Origin of the sequence: Enterobacter cloacae complex sp. IR5428, from assembly GCF_049238585.1 — a bacterium.
Taxonomy (GTDB): domain Bacteria; phylum Pseudomonadota; class Gammaproteobacteria; order Enterobacterales; family Enterobacteriaceae; genus Enterobacter; species Enterobacter intestinihominis.
Map to the genome: position 1 here is coordinate 1 of NZ_JBMKHV010000017.1, position 21212 is coordinate 21212.

Sequence of the window (21212 nt, forward strand, 5' to 3'; positions counted from 1 at the left end):
CAAGAGGCCCGAAGGTCCCCCTCTTTGGTCTTGCGACGTTATGCGGTATTAGCTACCGTTTCCAGTAGTTATCCCCCTCCATCAGGCAGTTTCCCAGACATTACTCACCCGTCCGCCACTCGTCAGCAAAGCAGCAAGCTGCTTCCTGTTACCGTTCGACTTGCATGTGTTAGGCCTGCCGCCAGCGTTCAATCTGAGCCATGATCAAACTCTTCAATTTAAAAGTTTGATGCTCAATGAATTAAACTTCGTAATGAATTACGTGTTCACTCGTTGAGACTTGGTATTCATTTAGTGTCCGAGGACATTAAGAATCCATGTCACTTTGAGTGCCCACACAGATTGTCTGATAAATTGTTAAAGAGCAGTGCCGCTACGTTTTCGCTGCGGCGCGGGGTGTGCATATTACGCTTTCCCGCTTCAGAGTCAAGCGTTTATTTTGCTTTTCTCTGCTGACCCGGCGGCGTGTATGCCGTTGTTCCGTGTCAGTGGAGGCGCATTATAGGGAGTTCTTCTGAAGTGACAAGCACTAAATACAAAAAACTTTTCGTTCGCTCACTTTTCAAACTCAACGCTTATTTAACCCGCGAATCGTCCGTTAAACGTGCAATTTCACGGGCAAAACTGGCCACTTGATCCCAGTCGGTATAAACCACTTCTTTACGCGTATCCGTTTCCCCGCCCGTCATCTTCATGATCAGGCGGATCATAAAGCGGTCATACCAGCGGTAACGCGGGTAACGCAGCGCGCCCGCAAAGACAGAACAGATATCGGGCTGCCATGGCGAGCTCAGCAAAAACTTGCGCGTATAGCTGTTAGTCTGCGGTGTACGCTTCTCTGCTTTACGGGCAACCAGGTTGACCGAGTAAAACGCGCCGGGCAGCTTAGCGAGCTCCGCCGTATGCTTTTTCACAAAGCGATCCAGCGCCGGATGGAAATGACCGTAACGAATTGAAGCGCCAATGACCACACGGTCGTAATCCTGCCAGGCAATCTGTTCAGTGCGATTCAGGTTCACCACATCAGAATAAATGCCCAGCTCTTTGAGTTCAGAAGCCAGATATGAAGCAATCTCACGCGTTTGCCCATCACGCGTTGAGAAAAGAATTAACGTTTTCACCAATGTCTCCTTACTCACGCCAGAATGTTGGGGTAAACAGCACCAGCAGCGTAAAGACCTCAAGACGACCAAACAGCATATTGGCGATTAAGATCCACTTTGCCACCGGGTTCATACTGGCGAAATTATCCGCCACGACACCCAGCCCCGGCCCCAGGTTGTTTAACGTTGCCACCACAGAGGCGAAGGCAGAGAAATCATCCACGCCCGTGGCGATAATCGCCAGCATACTGACAATAAAGACCAGCGCATAAGCGGAGAAGAATCCCCACACCGCTTCGAGGATACGCTCCGGCAGTGCACGATTGCCCAGCTTGATGCTGTAAACCGCATTCGGGTGGACGAGACGTTTAAGTTCACGGTTCCCCTGCTTGAACAGCAGCAGAATACGGATCACCTTCAGGCCGCCGCCCGTCGACCCGGCACAGCCGCCGATAAACGCAGAGCACAACAGCAGCACCGGCAGGAACAGCGGCCAACGCGCAATACTGTCCGTGGTGAAACCGGCGGTTGTCGCCATCGATACCACCTGGAAGAAGGCCTGGTTCAGGGTCGTGACCGCCGAGTTATAGACATCGTGGAACCACAGTACCAGGGTACAGATGATCACCAGGGTCAACTGGACGCCAATAAACATCCGGAATTCCGGGTCGCGCCAGTACACCTTCAGGCTCCGTCCGCTAAGCAACGAGAAGTGTAGACCGTAGTTACAGCCTGAGATCAGCAAAAAGATGGCAATGATGGTATTGATCGTCGGGCTGTCGAAGTACCCAACGCTGGCATCGTGGGTGGAGAACCCGCCGATAGCGATAGTGGCAAAGCTGTGCCCGATGGCATCAAACGCAGGCATCCCGGCAAACCACAGCGCCAGCGCGCAGGCCACCGTCAGCAGGACATAAATAAGCCAAAGGGTTTTCGCCGTCTCCGCAATACGCGGGCGCATCTTGTTATCTTTCAACGGGCCAGGCATTTCAGCCCGGTAAAGCTGCATCCCCCCGACGCCCAGAATCGGCAGGATAGCCACCGCCAGCACGATGATCCCCATACCGCCGAACCACTGGAGCATCTGCCGGTAAAAGAGAATTGCATGCGGGAGTGAATCCAGCCCCACAAGCGTGGTGGCCCCGGTGGTCGTTAATCCGGAGAACGATTCAAAAAACGCATCCGTGACGGTGAGATTCGGTTGTTCAGAGAAGATAAACGGCAGCGCACCCACGCTTCCCAGTACCGTCCAGAACAGGACCACGATCAGAAAACCCTCCCGGGATTTCAGTTCACCTTTCTCACGGCGGTTTGGCCACCACAGCAGGGAGCCAATCGTCAGCGCGACAAAAAAGGTTTGCGTAAATGCACGCCCCGCGCCGTCCCGGTAGATGAGCGCCACCAGTCCGGGAATGATCATTGTCCCGGAGAAAAGTATGACCAGCAATCCAACGATTCGGGTAATGGCACGAAAATGCATCTCTGCCGCTTCCTTAGGTATTCAAAATTGTGAGGTGGGGATTATTCTTCAATCGGCAGTAATTGCAATGAACCGCGACTAAAATCAGCGAGTTTTGCTGAAAAAGCAGCCAGTTCCGCCTGAGGAAGCGCCACGCGTAATTGCACCATTGCCTGATAATCACTGTGTGCGATGACGCCGTTAAACTGTTTAAGCAGTGCTTCGATACCCGATAGCTGGGCGTAATCGCATAACAAAGTATATTCAGTAAGTGGCGTTTTGCGGGTTGTTATCAGCAGATTAAGCGCCTGCTGGACACCCCCTCCGTAGGCTTTAACCAGCCCTCCGGTGCCTAACAAAATGCCCCCGTAGTAGCGGACCACGACGGCGGTGATTTCACCCACGCCGCTGCCCATCAACTGGGATAGCATCGGTTTTCCGGCCGTACCCGCCGGTTCACCGTCGTCAGAAAACCCGAGCTGCTGTGAGTCGTCTGGCGGCCCTGCGACCCACGCCACACAGTGATGGCGGGCATCGGGGTGCTGCGCGCGGACGGACTCGACGAACGCCTTCGCCGCCTCCACGCCGTCAGTATGCGCCAACAGCGTGATAAAGCGGCTTTTCTTGATTTCCTCAACAAAGGTGACCGGCTCGGCCGGTATCAGCCAGCTTTCCATCAGGCCAGCTTCAGATCTCGCGTCATGTTCTCAATGCTGTTCTCGTGAATAACCACGTTATCCTCGATACGAATGCCGCCAAACGGCTTCAGCGCTTCAATTTTCTCCCAGTTGAAGTGCTTGCTGAACTGCCCTTCCCGCCACGGCGCCAGCAGGGATTCAATAAAGTAGATGCCCGGCTCAATGGTCAATACCATACGCGGCGCCAGAACGCGGGTGCAGCGCAGATAAGGATATTTAGACGGTGCCGCCAGGTGCGTACCGGTATCATCCTGCATAAAGCCCGCGACGTCATGAACCTGTAAACCCAGCGGGTGGCCGATACCGTGCGGCATAAATGGCCCGGTCAAATCGTTCTCAACCATCGCCTCTTCGCTCATGTCTTTGACAATCTGATGCTTACGCAGCAGTTTAGCGATGCGCTGATGGAACTGGATGTGATAATCCACATAGCTGGTTCCGGCCTTCATGGTGCCAATCAGCGCCAGCTGTTCGTCGTTCACGTCTTTGATCAATTGCGCAAAATCAGTATCCGCATTCGCCGCCCAGGTACGGGTCAGGTCTGCCGCATAGCCATTGTACTCAGCCCCCGCGTCCAACAGGAAGCTGCGCATCTCAGCCGGAACCTGATGATCCAGTTTGGTGTAGTGCAGAACCGAGGCATGTTCATTCAGCGCCACGATGTTGCTGTACGGCACGTCGGTATCGCGGTGGCCGGTCGCCGTCAGGTAGGCCTGATTGATATCGAACTCGCTCATACCGGACTGGAACGCTTCGTGCGCCGCACGGTGGCCATTCACCGCCGTTTTTTGCGCTTCACGCATGCAGTAAAGTTCGTAGTCGGTCTTGTAGGCGCGATAGTAGTGCAGATAATCCAGCACGCCTTTCGGGTTGAGTTTATCTGCCGGAATATCCAGACCCAGCGCACGCTCAGGAACCGGACCAATGTAGCCGATGTTCCCACGCGCCGCTGGCAACTGGCTGCCAATGCCGTCTGCTTTTGGCAGCGCAATCACGTCAATTTCTTCGGTCCAGAATGAGGTCGGCAGCGGCTCCACGTTGTGCCAGTAATCGACCGGCAGGTAGAACCACAGTTTCGGCTTGTTCACGCCATCCACCAGCAGCCAGCAATTTGGAACCTGCGTGACAGGCACCCAGGCTTTAAACTGCGGGTTAACCTTGAAGGGATAAGCGTGGTCATCAAGAAAAGTATTCATCAGCTCGCCGGAGTGGATCAGCAGGGCATCCAGCTTGAAGCGGGCCAGTACATCGCGGGTACGTTCCTGTAGGGTAACGATATGATTTTTATAAAGCGAAGCCAGTGAGTCCATCATTCTTCCTTTCGTTTTTTTGACCTCAAGTCATCGCATCTTAGCACACCTCACTCCGGCTGCGTGATTTCCACCGACCGTGATCAGTGCAGCAATTTCTTAATGACTAATTTGCATTTTATTAACATAAATTCCACACTCCGTTTCATCTGGTATGACCAGATCCAATTGCTGGATTCAGGAGACCGACATGCTCTACAAAGGCGACACCCTGTACGTAGACTGGCTGGAAGATGGCATTGCCGAACTGGTGTTCGATGCCCCCGGCTCAGTGAACAAGCTTGATACCGCGACGGTGGCCAGTCTTGGCCAGGCGCTGGATGTACTTGAAAAGCAATCAGATTTGAAAGGGCTGCTGCTGCGCTCCAACAAAGCGGCCTTTATCGTTGGCGCGGATATCACCGAATTCCTGTCGCTGTTCCTGGTGCCCGAAGAGCAGCTGAGCCAGTGGCTGCACTTTGCGAACAGCGTCTTTAATCGTCTGGAAGATCTGCCTGTCCCGACCCTTTCTGCCGTTAACGGTTACGCGCTGGGCGGCGGCTGCGAATGCGTGTTAGCCACTGATTACCGTCTGGCGACCCCAGACCTGCGCATCGGCCTGCCGGAAACCAAACTGGGCATTATGCCGGGCTTTGGTGGCTCGGTGCGTATGCCGCGCATGTTGGGTGCCGACAGCGCGCTGGAAATCATTGCCGCAGGTAAAGATGTCGGCGCGGAACAGGCGCAGAAAATCGGTCTGGTGGACGGCGTGGTTAAGCCTGAAAAACTGATTGAAGGCGCTGTAGCCATTCTGCGTCAGGCGATTAACGGCGATCTCGACTGGAAAGCCAAACGTCAGCCAAAGCTGGAGCCGTTGAAGCTCAGCAAAATTGAAGCCACCATGAGCTTCACCATCGCCAAGGGCATGGTGATGCAGACGGCGGGTAAACACTACCCGGCGCCGATCACGGCGGTGAAAACCATTGAAGCGGCAGCCCGTCTGGGCCGTGATGAAGCCCTGAAGCTGGAAAACCAGAGCTTTGTCCCGCTGGCGCACACCAACGAAGCCCGCGCGCTGGTTGGTATCTTCCTTAACGATCAGTTCGTGAAGGGCAAAGCCAAACAACTCACCAAAAACGTTGAAACGCCAAAACACGCGGCGGTACTCGGCGCGGGCATTATGGGTGGCGGCATCGCCTACCAGTCTGCATGGAAAGGCGTGCCGGTAGTGATGAAAGACATCAACGAGAAATCCCTGACGCTGGGCATGACCGAAGCGGCCAAGCTGCTGAATAAACAGCTTGAGCGCGGCAAAATTGACGGTCTGAAGCTTGCAGGCGTGATCTCCACCATCCAGCCAGTACTGGAATACAGCGGTTTCGACCGTGTGGACGTGGTGGTTGAAGCGGTCGTCGAGAACCCGAAAGTGAAAAAAGCGGTGCTGGCCGAAACCGAAGACAAGGTACGTCCGGAAACCGTGCTGGCCTCTAACACCTCCACCATTCCTATCAGCGAACTGGCGAGCGTGCTGAAGCGTCCGGAAAACTTCTGCGGGATGCACTTCTTTAACCCGGTGCATCGCATGCCGCTGGTCGAAGTGATCCGTGGGGAAAAAACCTCCGACGAAACCATCGCCAAAGTGGTGGCGTGGGCGAGTAAGATGGGCAAAACGCCAATCGTCGTTAACGACTGCCCGGGCTTCTTCGTTAACCGCGTGCTGTTCCCGTACTTCGCCGGTTTCAGCCAGCTGCTGCGCGACGGCGCAGACTTCCGCAAAATCGACAAAGTGATGGAAAAACAGTTCGGCTGGCCGATGGGGCCGGCGTATCTGCTGGACGTTGTCGGCATCGACACTGCCCATCACGCGCAGGCGGTGATGGCGGCGGGCTTCCCGCAGCGCATGCAGAAAGATTATCGCGACGCCATTGACGCCCTGTTCGACGCCAACCGCTTTGGGCAGAAAAACGGTCTGGGCTTCTGGCGCTATAAAGAAGACAGCAAAGGCAAACCGAAGAAAGAAGAAGATCCGGCGGTGGATGGCCTGCTGGCCGACGCCAGTCAGCCAAAACGCGACTTCACTGACGATGAGATCATCGCCCGGATGATGATCCCGATGATCAACGAAGTAGTGCGTTGCCTCGAAGAAGGCATTATCGCCAGCCCGGCAGAAGCGGATATGGCGCTGGTGTACGGCCTCGGCTTCCCTCCGTTCCACGGCGGCGCGTTCCGTTGGCTGGATACGCTCGGCAGCGCTCGCTATCTCGATATGGCTCAGCAATATCAGCACCTCGGTCCGCTTTATGAGGTGCCGGAAGGTCTGCGTAACAAAGCGCGCCATAACGAACCCTACTATCCAGCAGTTGAGCCAGCCCGTCCGGTTGGCACGCTGAAAACGGCTTAAGGAGTCACAATGGAAAAGGTTGTCATTGTTGATGCAATTCGCACCCCGATGGGCCGTTCAAAAGGCGGTGCATTCCGTAACGTGCGTGCGGAAGATCTCTCGGCGCACCTGATGCGTAGCCTGCTGGCGCGTAACCCGGCGCTGGACCCTGCTGCGCTGGACGATATTTACTGGGGCTGCGTCCAGCAGACGCTGGAGCAGGGTTTCAACATCGCCCGTAACGCGTCTCTGCTGGCGGAGATCCCGCATTCGGTTCCGGCGGTCACCGTCAACCGTCTTTGCGGTTCGTCGATGCAGGCGCTGCACGACGCGGCACGGATGATCATGACCGGCGATGCGCAGGCCTGTCTGGTGGGCGGCGTGGAGCACATGGGCCACGTGCCGATGAGCCACGGGGTCGATTTCCATCCGGGCATGAGCCGCAACGTGGCAAAAGCCGCCGGTATGATGGGCCTGACCGCCGAGATGCTCTCCCGTCTGCACGGCATCAGCCGTGAAATGCAGGATGCCTTTGCCGCGCGCTCGCATGCCCGCGCCTGGGCCGCCACGCAGTCTGGTGCCTTTAAAAATGAGATCATCCCAACCGGCGGTCACGACTCAGACGGCGTACTGAAGCAGTTCAGCTACGACGAAGTTATCCGTCCTGAAACCACTGTTGAAGCGCTTTCTACCCTGCGTCCGGCGTTTGATCCGATCACCGGCACGGTAACGGCGGGCACCTCGTCTGCCCTGTCCGACGGTGCCGCCGCCATGTTAGTGATGAGCGAAAGCCGCGCCCGCGAATTAGGCCTGACGCCACGCGCCCGCGTGCGTTCGATGGCAGTCGTGGGCTGCGATCCTTCCATCATGGGTTATGGTCCGGTCCCGGCGTCAAAACTGGCGCTGAAAAAAGCGGGGCTGAGCGCAAGTGATATCGACCTCTTTGAGATGAATGAAGCGTTCGCCGCGCAGATCCTGCCGTGCATTAAAGATCTGGGGCTGATGGATCAGATCGACGAGAAGATTAACCTCAATGGCGGCGCGATCGCCCTCGGTCACCCGCTGGGCTGCTCCGGGGCGCGTATCAGCACCACGCTGATCAACCTGATGGAACGCAAAGATGCCCAGTTCGGACTGGCGACGATGTGTATCGGGTTGGGTCAGGGGATCGCGACGGTGTTTGAGAGAGTGTAAATGTAAATAAGGAAAAGTATCTTAAAGCCAATGACGTCAGAACAAGGCGGCAAGCGAGCGAATCCCGATGAGCTTACATTAGTAAGTGATTCGGGTGAACGAGCGCAGCCAACGCAGTTATGGCGCCATTGGCGAAGAGAGACAGTTTAGTTGCCGTTCTTCCCGCCTGTCAGGGGCGGGTTTTTTACATTATTGCAGCAGCGAAATATCCGCCACGCGCAGGAACAGCTCACGCAGTTTCTCAAGCATCGAGAGACGGTTAATACGCAGCTCTTTATCTTCCACGTTCACCATCACCTTCTCGAAGAAGGCATCGATGACGTCACGTAGCTCCGCCAGCTCCACCAGTGCTTCCTGGTAGCGACCTTCCGCGAAATACGGCTCCAGCTTGTCGCGTAGCACCACAACCTGCATCGCCAGAGAAATCTCTTCCGGCTCTTTCAGGGTTGCAGCGTTTACGCGTTCGTTCAGCGTCTCGTCGGATTTCGCGAGGATGTTGGATACACGCTTGTTGGCCGCGGCCAGCGCAGACGCCGCTTCCAGCGTACGGAAGTGGGATACCGCCTTCATACGCGCATCGAAATCTGCCGGACGGGTCGGACGACGCGCCAGCACCGCCTGAATGGTATCAACGGAGTAACCTTCGTCCTGATACCACGCGCGGAAACGACCGAGCATAAAGTCGATAACATCATCCACAACCTTCGCGTTGGTCAGCTTATCGCCGTACAGACGGACCGCTTCTTCGGTCAGCGTTTGCAGATCGAGATTGAGGTTCTTCTCTACGATGATGCGCAGCACGCCCAGCGCAGCACGACGCAGCGCAAACGGGTCTTTGTCGCCTTTCGGATGCTGACCGATACCGAAGATACCCGCCAGGGTGTCCATCTTATCGGCAATCGCCACGGCGCAGGCAACCGGGTTAGACGGCAGATCGTCACCGGCAAAGCGCGGCTGATACTGCTCGTTCAGGGCCACAGCCACGTCTTCCGCTTCGCCGTCATGACGCGCGTAGTGCATGCCCATCACGCCTTGGGTGTCGGTAAATTCGAACACCATGTTGGTCATCAGGTCGCACTTGGAGAGCAGGCCCGCGCGGGTAGCGTGGTTAACGTCGGCACCAATTTCACGGGCAATCCAGCCGGACAGCTCCGCGATACGGTCAGTCTTGTCGCGCAGCGTACCCAGCTGCTGCTGGAAGAGTACGGTTTGCAGACGCGGCAGGTTATCTTCCAGACGTTTTTTACGGTCGGTGTTGAAGAAGAACTCGGCGTCCGCCAGACGTGGACGCACCACTTTCTCGTTACCGGAGATAATCTGGCTCGGATCTTTCGATTCGATGTTCGCGACGAAGATGAAGTTTGGCAGCAGCTGGCCGTCGTTGGCGTAAACCGGGAAGTACTTTTGGTCACCCTTCATGGTGTACACCAGCGCTTCAGCCGGAACGGCCAGGAATTTCTCTTCGAATTTCGCGGTCAGCACAACCGGCCATTCGACCAGAGAGGTCACTTCTTCCAGCAGGCTATCGCTCAGATCGGCATTACCGCCAATTTTGCGCGCCGCTTCTTCGGCGTCAGCTTTGATTTTGGCTTTACGCTGTTCGTAGTCAGCAATGACCTTACCGCGCTCCAGCAGGATCTGCGGGTACTGATCAGCATTGTCGATGGTGAACTCCGGCTCGCCCATAAAGCGGTGGCCGCGGATCACGCGATCGGACGCCACGCCCAGAATGGTCGCCGGAATAACGGTATCGCCCAGCAGCAGGGTCACGGTGTGAACCGGACGCACAAAGTGTACGTCAGACGCGCCCCAGCGCATCAGCTTAGGAATCGGCAGCTTAGCCAGCGAGGTCGCAATCATATCTGGCAGCAGCGCTTCCGCGCTTTCGCCTTTCACATGGGCACGATACAGCAGCCATTCACCTTTGTCGGTGGTCAGACGTTCGGCCTGATCGACGGTGATACCGCAGCCGCGCGCCCAGCCTTCAGCCGCTTTGCTCGGCTTGCCTTCCGCGTCGAACGCCTGGGCAATGGCCGGGCCACGTTTTTCAACTTCGCGATCCGGCTGAGACGCCGCCAGATTTGCCACTTTCAGCGCCAGACGACGCGGTGCAGCAAACCACTCAATTTTACCGTGCGCCAGGCCAGCGTTATCCAGCTCAGCAGTGACGTTCGCAGCGAAAGATTCAGCCAGGCTGCGCAGGGCTTTTGGTGGCAGCTCTTCAGTGCCGATTTCCACCAGGAAAGTTTTCTCAGACATGGCCGCCTCTTATTTGTTTCGGTTGCACATCGGGAAGCCAAGGGCTTCACGGGACGCGTAGTAAGCTTCAGCAACGGCTTTGGTCAGGGTACGAATACGCAGAATGTAGCGCTGACGTTCAGTCACGGAGATCGCTTTGCGGGCATCCAGCAGGTTGAAGCTGTGGGCAGCCTTCAGAATACGCTCGTAGGCAGGCAGAGGCAGCGGAGTCTCCAGCGCCAGCAGCTGCTGGGCTTCTTTCTCGTACTGCTCGAAGCAGGTGAACAGGAAGTCCACGTCCGCGTATTCGAAGTTATAGGTGGATTGCTCCACTTCGTTCTGATGGAACACGTCGCCGTAGGTGGTTTTACCCAGCGGGCCGTCACTCCAGACCAGGTCGTAAACGCTGTCTACGCCCTGAATGTACATGGCCAGACGTTCCAGACCATAGGTGATTTCGCCGGTGATCGGTTTACATTCCAGACCGCCAACCTGCTGGAAGTAGGTGAACTGGGTCACTTCCATGCCGTTCAGCCACACTTCCCAACCCAGACCCCAGGCACCCAGCGTTGGGTTTTCCCAGTTATCTTCCACGAAACGAATGTCGTGAATGGTCGGATCCATACCCAGCTCTTTCAGTGACCCGAGGTACAGTTCCTGAATATTGTCAGGTGATGGCTTAATCACCACCTGGAACTGATAGTAGTGCTGCAAACGGTTCGGGTTTTCGCCGTAACGGCCATCGGTCGGACGACGGGATGGCTGAACATAGGCGGTTGCCATTGGCTCTGGCCCTAACGCGCGCAGGCTGGTCATCGGGTGTGAGGTGCCTGCGCCAACTTCCATGTCCAAAGGTTGAACAATGGTGCAGCCCTGACGAGCCCAGTAATCCTGTAAGGTCAGGATCAGGCCCTGGAAGGTCTTGGTATCAAACTTTTGCATAGTATTTCGTGCTGGATACGTGTGGTTTTAAATGGAAGGGATCAGTATACCCGCTGGCTGCAAGATATACAGTACGAAACGGGGTTGTTTAGGGAAAATTGGGGAATAAGCCCTACAGCCAGAACCTGCGAAGGCTCTGGTTGCTGCTTATACGAGCAATTTAGCGCATTGAGAGATGTAAAAACTGGCCGTCTGCATCAAAAGAGCAGACAAAGCCCTCTTTACGCGCCGTATAGCCTTTCAGTTCATAGCTGCCCTGAAAGCGCTCGAAGCCGTTAATATGAATTTTCTGTGCTTCGGAATTATAGCGGTGAGCCGCCTGATCCCTGCACAGCTGTTCCATATTCAGGGAACGCTCCGGGCTCATTTTCCCCTGCTGCGCTTTTTGGACTGGAGCCTCCTGAGAAGCACTGCACCCTGCTAATAAAAGCAGCAGAAAGAGTGACGCCCCACGCTTCATCATCATTTTTATTACCGCCCTGGTCAGTGGCTGTTATTTTTAGTAGCAACACGTTTATAGATTAATGTTCAACATTCTGCGAATCTCGCCAGCTCCCGACAAGACAGCCTGGTTAAACTCAGAATTTTCCAAGGGAAAAGTTTTACGCAATCGCAGTCACACTTTCTTTATCAGGAATACAGAGGAACTGATGCAGTCAAAAATTAACTGGATTGATAACCTGCGGGGAATAGCCTGTCTGATGGTGGTGATGATCCACACTACGACCTGGTATGTCACGAACGCGCACAGTATCAGCCCTGTTAACTGGGATGTCGCCAATATTCTGAACTCAGCCTCACGCGTGAGCGTCCCGCTGTTCTTTATGATTTCCGGTTTTCTCTTTTTTGGCGAGCGTAGCGCGCAGCCGAGACATTTCATCCGTATTGTCTCCTGTTTGCTGTTTTACAGCGCCATTTCGCTGCTCTATATCATCCTGTTCACTTCAATTAACGCTGAACGTTCCCTGCTCAATTTGTTGCAAAAACCGGTGTTCTATCATCTGTGGTTTTTCTTCGCGATAATGGTTATCTATCTGGTTTCGCCGTTAATTCAGGTAAAAAACGTTAGCGGTAAAATGCTGCTGGCCTTGATGGTAATAATCGGGATCGTGGCAAACCCGAATACCGTCTCACAGAAAATTGATGGCTTTGAATGGCTGCCCGTTAACCTCTATATCAACGGCGATACGTTTTATTACGTGCTGTACGGCATGCTGGGGCGCGCCATCGGCATGATGGAGACGCAAAAGAGAGGAATAAACTGGCTTTGCGCGGCAGCATTTATCGCCGGTGTGTTTATTATCTCTCGAGGGACGCTGCACGAGCTGCAATGGCGCGGAAACTTTGCCGATACCTGGTATCTCTACTGCGGGCCGATGGTCTTTATCTGCGCGGTTTCGCTGCTGACCCTGTTTAAAAACACCCTGAATGCCCGCCCGCTTCCGGTGCTGGGGTTTATCTCTCGCCACTCGCTGGGCATTTACGGTTTTCACGCGCTGGTGATCCACGCCCTGCGCACCCGCGGCGTTGAGCTTAAAAGCTGGCCGGTGCTGGATATTGTCTGGATATTTACCGTTACGCTGGTTGTCAGCCTGCTGCTCTCAATGCTGCTGCAACGCATCGATACACGCAGGTTTGTGAGCTAACCCGGTTGAAGGCTGGCAGGCCGGGTAAGCGTTAGCGCCACCCGGCTCCTGTTTATGACATTAGCGGTAAAAGCTGCTGATAGATTTTGCGGAAAACGTCTCGTCTTTCAGCGTAGCGAGCATGATTTTTCGCATCAGGACGATGCTGCTGTTCAAGCGGCAGCTGGGGCAAAAGCTGGGGCAGTGGTTTATCCCGGTTCAGCGCAATTTGCGCCAGCCGTGCCGCACCGAGCGCCGGACCAACATCTCCCCCAGTACGATAGTCCAACTGCAACCCGCTGATATCGGAAAGCATTTGCCGCCAGTAGCTGCTTCGTGCCCCGCCGCCAATTAACGTAATGCTGGATGGCGTCAGGCCACAGTCATGCACGACATCCATGCCGTCCGCCAGCGCATAACCGACCCCTTCAAGCACCGCGCGCGCCAGCTCTGCCGGGCCGTGCTGATGGGTAAGGCCGAAGAAGACCCCTTTCGCTTCCGGGTTGTTATGCGGCGTCCGCTCGCCTGAAAGGTACGGTAAAAACCAGACCGCACCGGCAGTATCATCCGCCTGCTGTGCCGCTGCGATAAGCGCCGGGACGTCCGCCATTCCGGTCAGCTTTGCCGCCCAGTCGAGGCAGGATGCCGCGCTCAGCATCACCGACATCAAATGCCATTTACCCGGCAACGCGTGGCAGAAGCTGTGTACGGCGCTTTCAGGGTTACTACGATAGCCGTCACTGACGGCAAAATAGACGCCGGAAGTGCCGAGCGAGAGCATGGCCTGTCCTGTCTCCACCATCCCCACGCCGACCGCACCCGCCGCATTATCGCCACCGCCGGCAACGACAGGTACGGCTGGCATATTCCAGCGTTCAGCAACAGAAGGCTGCAAAGCGCCCGTGATATCACTGCCTTCAAACAGCGCAGGCATATGATCGCGCGTCAGCTGGCAGGCATCCAGCATCGCTTCGCTCCAGTCCCGTTTCGCCACGTCGAGCCACATCGTGCCCGCGGCGTCAGACATGTCGCTGGCAAAATCCCCCGTCATGCGAAAACGAAGGTAGTCTTTCGGCAACAGAACTTTCGCCACCTGACGAAAAATCTCAGGCTCATGGCGCTGCACCCACAGGAGTTTTGGCGCGGTAAAACCGGGCATCATCAGGTTGCCCGTAATCTCGCGGGACGCAGGCACACGCTCCTCAAGGATCGCGCACTCTTCCGCACAGCGGCCATCGTTCCAGAGAATAGCCGGGCGCAGAACGCGATGCTGGCTATCCAGCAGCGTGGCGCCATGCATTTGCCCGGCAATGCCCAGCGCTTTCACGTAGCGCAGGCTGTGCTGCTCACCTAAGGCTTTCATCGCGCGGTCCGTCGCCTGCCACCACTGCTCCGGATCTTGTTCCGACCAAAGTGGCTGCGGGCGTGAAACCTGCAACTTTTCAGTCTGCGTGGCTAACACATCGCCCTGCTCGCTTAACAGGATGGCTTTCACCCCCGACGTGCCAAGATCGATCCCGATATACATGTGGTGACTCCTTTGACAGAAATGCCCGGCGGCGCTGCGCTTACCGGGCATGAATGCTGTTATTTATCGAACAGGTAGTGATTGACCAGGTTTTCCAGCAGTTCCTGATGGCCGCTCTGATGCTGCGGTGCCAACTGATGCTGTTCAGCGTACTTCGCGATCTCCGCAAGCGATAACTGACCTTTCAAAATTTGCTGGCCCAGCTCACTGTTCCAGCCGCTGTAGCGCTTCGCCACGCGCTTATCCAGCTCACCGTCTTCAATCATACGGGCCGCCACCTTCAGCGCCAGCGCCATGGTGTCCATCGCGCCAATATGCCCGTAGAACAAATCGTATTTATCGGTGCTCTGGCGACGCACTTTGGCGTCGAAGTTCAGGCCGCCGGTGGTGAAACCGCCCGCTTTGATGATTTCGTACATCACCAGCGCATTCTCTTCGACGCTGTTCGGGAACTGGTCGGTATCCCAGCCCAGCTGCGGATCGCCGCGGTTCGCATCCACCGATCCGAAGATGCCCAGCGCAATCGCAGAGGCGATTTCGTGATGGAACGAGTGGCCCGCCAGCGTGGCGTGGTTAGCCTCAATGTTCACTTTGATCTCTTTTTCCAGACCAAACTGCTTCAGGAAGCCATACACGGTGGCGACATCGTAGTCGTACTGATGCTTGGTTGGCTCCTGTGGTTTTGGCTCAATCAGCAGCGTACCGCGGAAGCCGATTTTGTGCTTGTGGTCCACCACCATCTGCATAAAGCGGCCAATCTGCTCGCGCTCCTGGCGCAGGTCAGTATTCAGCAGCGTTTCATAGCCTTCACGACCGCCCCAGAGAACGTAGTTCTCACCGCCCAGCTGATGCGTGGCGTTCATCGCAGTCACGACCTGGGTTGCCGCCCAGCTGAAGACTTCCGGGTCCGGGTTGGTTGCCGCGCCCGCGCCATAGCGAGGGTTGGTAAAGCAGTTAGCCGTACCCCAGAGCAGCTTCACGCCGCTTTGCTGCTGTTTTTCAGCCAGCACGTCGACCATCTGCGCAAAATTGTTCAGATACTCTTTCAGCGACGCCCCTTCCGGCGACACGTCCACATCGTGGAAACAGTAGTACGGCACGTTCAACTTATGGAAGAACTCGAACGCGACGTCGGCTTTACGCTTCGCCAGCTCAATGGCCTCGCCCGGCTGTTGCCATGGACGGTCAAAAGAGCCCACGCCGAACATATCGGCACCGTTCCAGCAGAAGGTGTGCCAGTAGCAGGCGGCAAAGCGCAAGTGATCTTCCATGCGCTTACCCAGCACCAGCTCATCCGGGTTGTAGTGACGAAATGCTAAAGGATTGGTCGTTTTCGTGCCTTCGAAACGAACGCGATCGAGTTGGTCGAAATAAGCTTGCATATTGAGCTCCATAATCAGGGTATGCGGCGTGGTCTTGCTTCTGGAGTAATAGTGAATAGACATTGGAGGTTGCTCAATTACGTTATTTCACACTGCTATTGAGAGAATGCGCAATTGTGCGCTGGCTCGCAAAATAATGTGCAGACAAACTATTTTTCGGCGCGCATTCCAGAATCAAATGTAATTAATAGGTTACGCTTTTTAAAATCCGATCGCGGTCATAAATTCAGAAATAAACCAAATATCGTAATGAGAAGATAAAAATCTGTAATTGCCAGCAGGCCTTTCCACGTTAAAAATTTGCTGCGTCTCAGCAGTGAATGTTTCTTTTATCTCAGCTACACATACCCCTACAAAAAGGCCTAATAATTATGAAGATAAAGAACCTGACCCTAACGCTCTGCACTACTCTCCTGCTTGCAAGCTTTGCCGGCCACGCCAAAGAGGTCAAAATCGGCATGGCGATTGATGACTTACGCCTGGAGCGCTGGCAAAAAGATCGCGATATCTTTGTTAAAAAAGCGGAATCTCTCGGTGCGGAGGTGTTCGTTCAGTCCGCTAACGGCAACGAAGAGACGCAAATGTCGCAAATTGAGAATATGATCAACCGTGGCGTCGATGTGCTGGTCATTATCCCGTATAACGGCCAGGTATTAAGCAACGTGGTGAAAGAAGCAAAACAGGAAGGCATAAAAGTCCTGGCTTATGACCGCATGATTAATAATGCGGATATTGATTATTATATTTCGTTCGACAATGAAAAGGTGGGTGAATTACAGGCTAAAAGCCTGATCGCAAAAGTGCCTCAAGGGAATTATTTCCTGATGGGCGGCTCGCCTGTGGATAACAACGCCAAACTGTTCCGTCAGGGACAAATGAAAGTGCTGAAGCCGTATATCGACGAGGGCAAAATTAAAGTCGTCGGCGATCAGTGGGCTGACGGCTGGTTACCGGAAAACGCGCTGAAAATTATGGAAAACGCGTTGACCGCAAATAACAACAAAATCGATGCAGTGGTGGCCTCTAACGACGCCACTGCGGGGGGCGCCATTCAGGCGCTGAGCGCGCAGGGTCTGGCCGGGAAAGTCGCTATTTCCGGACAGGACGCCGACCTTGCGGGTGTAAAACGCATTATCGCGGGTACCCAGACTATGACGGTCTATAAGCCCATTACCGAGCTTGCCAATACCGCCGCCGAAATTGCCGTTGAGCTGGGAAATGGCCAGCAACCTAAAGCAGACGCGACGTTAAATAACGGCCTGAAAGACGTGCCAGCTCGCCTGCTTACCCCTATCGAAGTCAACAAAGAGAATATTGACGCCACGGTGGTGAAAGACGGTTTCCATAAGAAGAGTGAACTGTAATCCAGCGCAGCCCCTGCCCGGCGGGGGCGCATCGACCTGCCCTGTTCATCTGTCGGGCTATGCGGAGCAGTTATGTCTTATTTACTTGAAATGAAAAGCATCACCAAAGCCTTCGGGGCGGTGAAAGCGGTCGACAACGTAAGCCTGCGGCTGAACCCCGGCGAAGTGATGTCGCTGTGCGGCGAAAACGGCTCGGGGAAATCCACGCTGATGAAGGTGCTGTGCGGGATCTATCCGCACGGCAGCTACGAGGGCGAAATCGTCTTTGCCGGTGAGGTGCTTCAGGCCACGCACATTCGTGATACCGAACGTAAAGGCATCGCTATCATTCACCAGGAGCTGGCACTGGTGAAGCACCTTACCGTGCTGGAAAATATCTTTCTTGGGGCCGAACTCTCGCGCCACGGCGTACTGGATTACGACACCATGACGCTGCGCTGCGAAAAACTGCTGGCCCAGGTGAGTCTCGCTATCTCACCGGATACGCGCGTGGGCGACTTAGGTTTGGGCCAGCAGCAGCTGGTGGAGATCGCCAAGGCGCTAAATAAACAGGTACGCCTGCTGATCCTCGACGAGCCAACCGCCTCGCTCACCGAACAGGAAACCGCCGTTCTGCTCAATATCATCCGCGATCTGCAAAACCACGGTATCGCCTGCATCTATATTTCGCACAAGCTCAATGAGGTGAAAGCTATTTCCGACACCATCTGCGTCATCCGCGACGGGCAGCACATTGGCACGCGTGAAGCAGAAGGCATGAGCGAAGATGACATCATCACCATGATGGTGGGTCGCGAGCTCACCGCACTGTATCCCAACGAACCACACACCATAGGCGAAGAACTCCTGCGCGTGGAAAACCTGACGGCGTGGCATCCCGTTAACCGCCACATCAAGCGCGTGGATAACCTCTCCTTCTCGCTGCACCGCGGCGAAATTCTCGGTATTGCGGGTTTAGTGGGTGCCGGAAGAACCGAGGCCGTGCAGTGTCTGTTTGGCGTCTGGCCGGGGCGCTGGGAAGGCAAAATTTATATCGACGGTCAGCCGGTAAAAATCGACAACTGCCAGCAGGCCATTGCCAAAGGCATTGCTATGGTGCCCGAAGACCGCAAAAAAGACGGCATCGTGCCGGTCATGGCGGTGGGAAAAAATATCACGCTGGCGGCGCTCAGCCAGTTTTCCGGCGCGCTGAGCAGCCTGGATGATGCCGCAGAACAGCAGTGTATTCTTCAGTCACTTGCCAGGCTCAAGGTGAAAACCTCCTCGCCGGAACTGGCGATAGGTCGCCTGAGCGGCGGCAACCAGCAGAAAGCGATTCTGGCACGCTGCCTGTTGCTTAATCCGCGCATTTTAATTCTGGACGAACCCACGCGCGGGATCGATATCGGCGCGAAGTATGAAATCTACAAGCTGATCAACCAGCTTGTGCAGCAAGGGATTGCCGTCATTGTTATCTCGTCCGAATTGCCTGAAGTGCTGGGGCTGAGCGACCGCGTGCTGGTCATGCATGAAGGGAAACTCAAAGCCAACCTGAACAACCAGAACCTGACGCAAGAGCAGGTGATGGAAGCTGCCTTAAGGAGCGAACGCCATGTCGAAAAGCAACCCGTCTGATATCAAAGTCGCTGTTCCGACGCCCGGTGCGTTCGCAGGACTTAAATCGCTGAATCTGCAAGTTTTTGTAATGATTGCCGCCATTATCGTCATCATGTTGTTCTTTACCTGGATGACCGATGGCTCCTATTTGAGCGCACGTAACGTCTCTAACCTGCTGCGTCAGACCGCCATCACCGGGATCCTGGCGGTGGGGATGGTCTTTGTGATTATCTCAGCGGAAATTGACCTGTCGGTAGGGTCGATGATGGGTCTGCTCGGCGGCGTGGCGGCAATTTTTGACGTCTGGCTCGGCTGGCCGCTGCCGCTGACGATTGCGGTCACGCTGGTACTGGGTCTGCTGCTGGGTGCGTGGAACGGCTGGTGGGTGGCCTACCGTAAAGTCCCGTCGTTTATTGTCACCTTAGCAGGGATGCTGGCCTTCCGCGGTATTCTGATTGGGATCACCAACGGCACTACCGTCTCCCCGACCAGCGCCTCGATGTCCCAGATTGGCCAAAGCTACCTCTCTGATGGCGTCGGTTTTACGATCGGCGTGGTTGGGCTGATGGCGTTTGTCGCGTGGCAATGGCGAGGACGCATGCGTCGCCAGGCGCTGGGGCTGGCCTCGCCTGCCTCAACCTCGGTTGTCGGCCGTCAGGCGCTTACTGCGGTGATTGTGCTGGGGGCCATCTGGCTGCTAAACGATTATCGCGGTGTCCCAACGCCCGTTCTGCTGCTGGCGCTGTTGCTGTTAGGTGGGATGTTTATGGCCACACGTACCGCATTCGGTCGCCGTATTTATGCTATCGGCGGCAATCTTGAAGCCGCGCGTTTATCTGGTATCAACGTCGAGCGCACCAAACTCGCCGTCTTTGCCATCAACGGCCTGATGGTAGCCATCGCGGGGCTGATCCTCAGCTCACGACTGGGTGCGGGTTCCCCGTCTGCCGGTAATATTGCCGAGCTGGACGCCATCGCCGCCTGCGTGATTGGCGGGACCAGCCTCGCCGGAGGCATTGGCAGCGTGGCGGGGGCGGTGATGGGCGCATTTATTATGGCTTCGCTGGATAACGGGATGAGTATGATGGACGTGCCGACGTTTTGGCAGTATATCGTCAAAGGGGCCATTCTTTTGCTGGCAGTCTGGATGGACTCTGCCACCAAGCGGCGCGCCTGAGAACCGTATCGTGACTAATTTGGGAAAGTGAGCCATGTTTGAAAAGCGTCACCGCATTACGTTGTTATTCAATGCCAACAAAGCCTATGACCGTCAGGTGGTTGAGGGGGTTGGTGAATATTTGCAGGCGTCGCAATCCGAATGGGATATTTTCATCGAAGAAGATTTCCGTACCCGTCTGGAGAACATCAAAGACTGGCTGGGAGACGGGGTTATCGCTGACTTTGACGACCCCGTGATTGAACAGTTGCTGAGTGGTGTCGACGTACCTATCGTGGGCGTTGGCGGCTCTTACCATTCAGCGGAACATTACCCCCCCGTTCACTACATCGCCACGGATAACCATGCCCTGGTTGAGACCGCCTTCCTCCATTTAAAGGAGAAAGGCGTCCATCGTTTTGCGTTTTACGGATTGCCCGCCACCAGCGGAAAGCGCTGGGCGATGGAGCGTGAGTATGCCTTCTGCCAGCTGGTTGCCCAGGAGAAGTATCGCGGCGTCGTTTATCAGGGGCTGGAAACCGCGCCAGAAAACTGGCAGCACGCACAGAATCGCCTGGCTGACTGGCTGCAAACACTGCCGCCCCAGACAGGGATTATCGCCGTGACGGACGCCCGCGCCCGCCACGTATTACAGGTGTGCGAACATTTGCATATTCCTGTGCCTGAAAAGCTGTGCGTGATTGGTATTGATAACGAAGAGCTTACGCGCTATCTGTCGCGCGTGGCGCTCTCATCCGTGGCGCAGGGTACCCGTCAGATGGGCTATCAGGCCGCAAAGCTGCTGCACCGACTGTTAGACAACGAATCCCTGCCGCTCCAGCGTCTGCTGGTTCCGCCCGTTCGCGTGGTCGAGCGTCGCTCAACTGACTACCGCTCCCTAAACGATCCGGCCGTGATTCAGGCGATGCACTACATTCGCAATCATGCCTGCAAAGGGATCAAGGTCGATCAGGTGCTGGATTCGGTCGGCATTTCACGTTCGAATCTGGAGAAGCGGTTTAAAGAGGAAGTCGGTGAGACGATCCACGCCGTGATCCATGCGGAAAAGCTGGAGAAAGCGCGCAGTCTGCTGATCTCCACCTCGCTGTCGATCAACGAGATTTCACAGATGTGCGGCTATCCGTCGCTTCAGTATTTCTATTCGGTGTTCAGGAAAGAGTATGACACCACGCCGAAGGAGTACCGGGAACGGTACAGTGAAGTCCTGCTCTAGAAAAAAGAACGCCTTCCAGTGGAA

At 55.4% G+C, this 21212-nt stretch carries 16 protein-coding genes and 1 rRNA gene; 7 read left to right on the top strand and 10 right to left on the bottom strand.

Translation table 11 applies throughout. From position 1 onward, the window contains the following. The 5 genes from ACOTXC_RS19695 to pepQ all read right to left on the bottom strand — a co-directional run. Window positions 1-220: ribosomal RNA gene (locus tag ACOTXC_RS19695) — 16S ribosomal RNA — on the bottom strand; the annotation flags it as partial. Between the two features lie 355 nt (window positions 221-575). Next, window positions 576-1121 carry a menaquinone-dependent protoporphyrinogen IX dehydrogenase gene (hemG, locus tag ACOTXC_RS19700; RefSeq protein WP_022649736.1) on the bottom strand — a complete coding sequence of 182 codons (546 nt, stop codon included), beginning with the start codon at window positions 1119-1121 and terminating at the stop codon, window positions 576-578. 10 nt (window positions 1122-1131) lie between these two features. Next, window positions 1132-2583, bottom strand: coding sequence for a Trk system potassium transporter TrkH (gene trkH / locus ACOTXC_RS19705; RefSeq protein ID WP_022649737.1), 1452 nt, complete (start codon window positions 2581-2583; stop codon window positions 1132-1134). Between the two features lie 41 nt (window positions 2584-2624). Beyond that, window positions 2625-3239, bottom strand: coding sequence for an IMPACT family protein (locus ACOTXC_RS19710; RefSeq protein WP_015572737.1), 615 nt, complete (start codon window positions 3237-3239; stop codon window positions 2625-2627). Then, window positions 3239-4570, bottom strand: a complete 1332-nt coding sequence (gene pepQ / locus ACOTXC_RS19715; RefSeq protein WP_022649738.1) for a Xaa-Pro dipeptidase — start codon at window positions 4568-4570, stop codon at window positions 3239-3241. Before pepQ ends, ACOTXC_RS19710 begins: the two co-directional genes overlap by 1 nt. 190 nt (window positions 4571-4760) lie before the next feature. Here pepQ and fadB point away from each other — a divergent pair, with 190 nt between their 5' ends. Together fadB and fadA are read left to right on the top strand one after the other, a co-directional pair. Further along, entirely contained in the window at window positions 4761-6950 is a 2190-nt protein-coding gene (gene fadB / locus ACOTXC_RS19720) for a fatty acid oxidation complex subunit alpha FadB (RefSeq protein WP_063163877.1), read from the top strand. A gap of 9 nt (window positions 6951-6959) precedes the next feature. Next, the gene (gene fadA / locus ACOTXC_RS19725; RefSeq protein ID WP_421767914.1) at window positions 6960-8123 is read left to right on the top strand and encodes an acetyl-CoA C-acyltransferase FadA; all 1164 of its coding nucleotides are present in this window, start codon (window positions 6960-6962) and stop codon (window positions 8121-8123) included. 189 nt (window positions 8124-8312) lie between these two features. Here fadA and glyS read toward each other — a convergent pair whose 3' ends face one another. The 3 genes from glyS to ACOTXC_RS19740 all read right to left on the bottom strand — a co-directional run bounded on the left by glyS (window position 8313) and on the right by ACOTXC_RS19740 (window position 11769). Further along, window positions 8313-10382: a glycine--tRNA ligase subunit beta gene (glyS, locus tag ACOTXC_RS19730; RefSeq protein WP_022649741.1), complete on the bottom strand. Its 2070-nt coding sequence runs from the start codon at window positions 10380-10382 to the stop codon at window positions 8313-8315. A 9-nt stretch (window positions 10383-10391) separates the two neighbouring features. Further along, window positions 10392-11303, bottom strand: coding sequence for a glycine--tRNA ligase subunit alpha (gene glyQ, locus ACOTXC_RS19735; RefSeq protein WP_003860141.1), 912 nt, complete (start codon window positions 11301-11303; stop codon window positions 10392-10394). A 160-nt stretch (window positions 11304-11463) separates the two neighbouring features. Further along, window positions 11464-11769, bottom strand: a complete 306-nt coding sequence (locus ACOTXC_RS19740) for a YsaB family lipoprotein (RefSeq protein ID WP_022649742.1) — start codon at window positions 11767-11769, stop codon at window positions 11464-11466. Between the two features lie 184 nt (window positions 11770-11953). Here ACOTXC_RS19740 and ACOTXC_RS19745 point away from each other — a divergent pair, with 184 nt between their 5' ends. Then, on the top strand, window positions 11954-12949 hold the full coding sequence (locus ACOTXC_RS19745; protein ID WP_022649743.1) for an acyltransferase: 996 nt from the start codon (window positions 11954-11956) through the stop codon (window positions 12947-12949). Between the two features lie 52 nt (window positions 12950-13001). Here ACOTXC_RS19745 and xylB read toward each other — a convergent pair whose 3' ends face one another. Continuing rightward, window positions 13002-14456, bottom strand: coding sequence for a xylulokinase (gene xylB, locus ACOTXC_RS19750; protein WP_421767915.1), 1455 nt, complete (start codon window positions 14454-14456; stop codon window positions 13002-13004). 59 nt (window positions 14457-14515) lie between these two features. Further along, window positions 14516-15838 (bottom strand): xylose isomerase, encoded by a 1323-nt coding sequence (xylA, locus tag ACOTXC_RS19755; RefSeq protein ID WP_026080557.1) that lies wholly within the window; start codon window positions 15836-15838, stop codon window positions 14516-14518. 371 nt (window positions 15839-16209) lie between these two features. Here xylA and xylF point away from each other — a divergent pair, with 371 nt between their 5' ends. From xylF to xylR, 4 genes are all read left to right on the top strand, one after another. Next, entirely contained in the window at window positions 16210-17202 is a 993-nt protein-coding gene (xylF, locus tag ACOTXC_RS19760) for a D-xylose ABC transporter substrate-binding protein (protein ID WP_022649746.1), read from the top strand. A 72-nt stretch (window positions 17203-17274) separates the two neighbouring features. Next, the gene (locus tag ACOTXC_RS19765; protein WP_015572746.1) at window positions 17275-18816 is read left to right on the top strand and encodes a xylose ABC transporter ATP-binding protein; all 1542 of its coding nucleotides are present in this window, start codon (window positions 17275-17277) and stop codon (window positions 18814-18816) included. Then, complete coding sequence (gene xylH / locus ACOTXC_RS19770) at window positions 18794-19975, top strand: xylose ABC transporter permease XylH (protein WP_003860151.1); 1182 nt, start codon at window positions 18794-18796, stop codon at window positions 19973-19975. The genes ACOTXC_RS19765 and xylH overlap by 23 nt, the downstream gene beginning before the upstream one ends. A 34-nt stretch (window positions 19976-20009) precedes the next feature. Next, the gene (gene xylR, locus ACOTXC_RS19775) at window positions 20010-21188 is read left to right on the top strand and encodes a D-xylose utilization transcriptional activator XylR (protein ID WP_038416899.1); all 1179 of its coding nucleotides are present in this window, start codon (window positions 20010-20012) and stop codon (window positions 21186-21188) included. The last annotated feature ends 24 nt before the right edge of the window (window positions 21189-21212 follow it).

Bases quoted from the DNA above. Each gene is read 5' to 3' on its own strand.
- glyS (WP_022649741.1), bottom strand. From the start codon at position 10,382: ATGTCTGAGAAAACTTTCCTGGTGGAAATCGGCACTGAAGAGCTGCCA.
- xylA (WP_026080557.1), bottom strand. From the start codon at position 15,838: ATGCAAGCTTATTTCGACCAACTCGATCGCGTTCGTTTCGAAGGCACG.
- fadB (WP_063163877.1), top strand. From the start codon at position 4,761: ATGCTCTACAAAGGCGACACCCTGTACGTAGACTGGCTGGAAGATGGC.
- xylR (WP_038416899.1), top strand. From the start codon at position 20,010: ATGTTTGAAAAGCGTCACCGCATTACGTTGTTATTCAATGCCAACAAA.
- glyQ (WP_003860141.1), bottom strand. From the start codon at position 11,303: ATGCAAAAGTTTGATACCAAGACCTTCCAGGGCCTGATCCTGACCTTA.
- pepQ (WP_022649738.1), bottom strand. From the start codon at position 4,570: ATGGACTCACTGGCTTCGCTTTATAAAAATCATATCGTTACCCTACAG.
- xylB (WP_421767915.1), bottom strand. From the start codon at position 14,456: ATGTATATCGGGATCGATCTTGGCACGTCGGGGGTGAAAGCCATCCTG.
- fadA (WP_421767914.1), top strand. From the start codon at position 6,960: ATGGAAAAGGTTGTCATTGTTGATGCAATTCGCACCCCGATGGGCCGT.
- ACOTXC_RS19740 (WP_022649742.1), bottom strand. From the start codon at position 11,769: ATGATGATGAAGCGTGGGGCGTCACTCTTTCTGCTGCTTTTATTAGCA.
- xylF (WP_022649746.1), top strand. From the start codon at position 16,210: ATGAAGATAAAGAACCTGACCCTAACGCTCTGCACTACTCTCCTGCTT.
- xylH (WP_003860151.1), top strand. From the start codon at position 18,794: ATGTCGAAAAGCAACCCGTCTGATATCAAAGTCGCTGTTCCGACGCCC.
- ACOTXC_RS19710 (WP_015572737.1), bottom strand. From the start codon at position 3,239: ATGGAAAGCTGGCTGATACCGGCCGAGCCGGTCACCTTTGTTGAGGAA.
- ACOTXC_RS19745 (WP_022649743.1), top strand. From the start codon at position 11,954: ATGCAGTCAAAAATTAACTGGATTGATAACCTGCGGGGAATAGCCTGT.
- ACOTXC_RS19765 (WP_015572746.1), top strand. From the start codon at position 17,275: ATGTCTTATTTACTTGAAATGAAAAGCATCACCAAAGCCTTCGGGGCG.
- trkH (WP_022649737.1), bottom strand. From the start codon at position 2,583: ATGCATTTTCGTGCCATTACCCGAATCGTTGGATTGCTGGTCATACTT.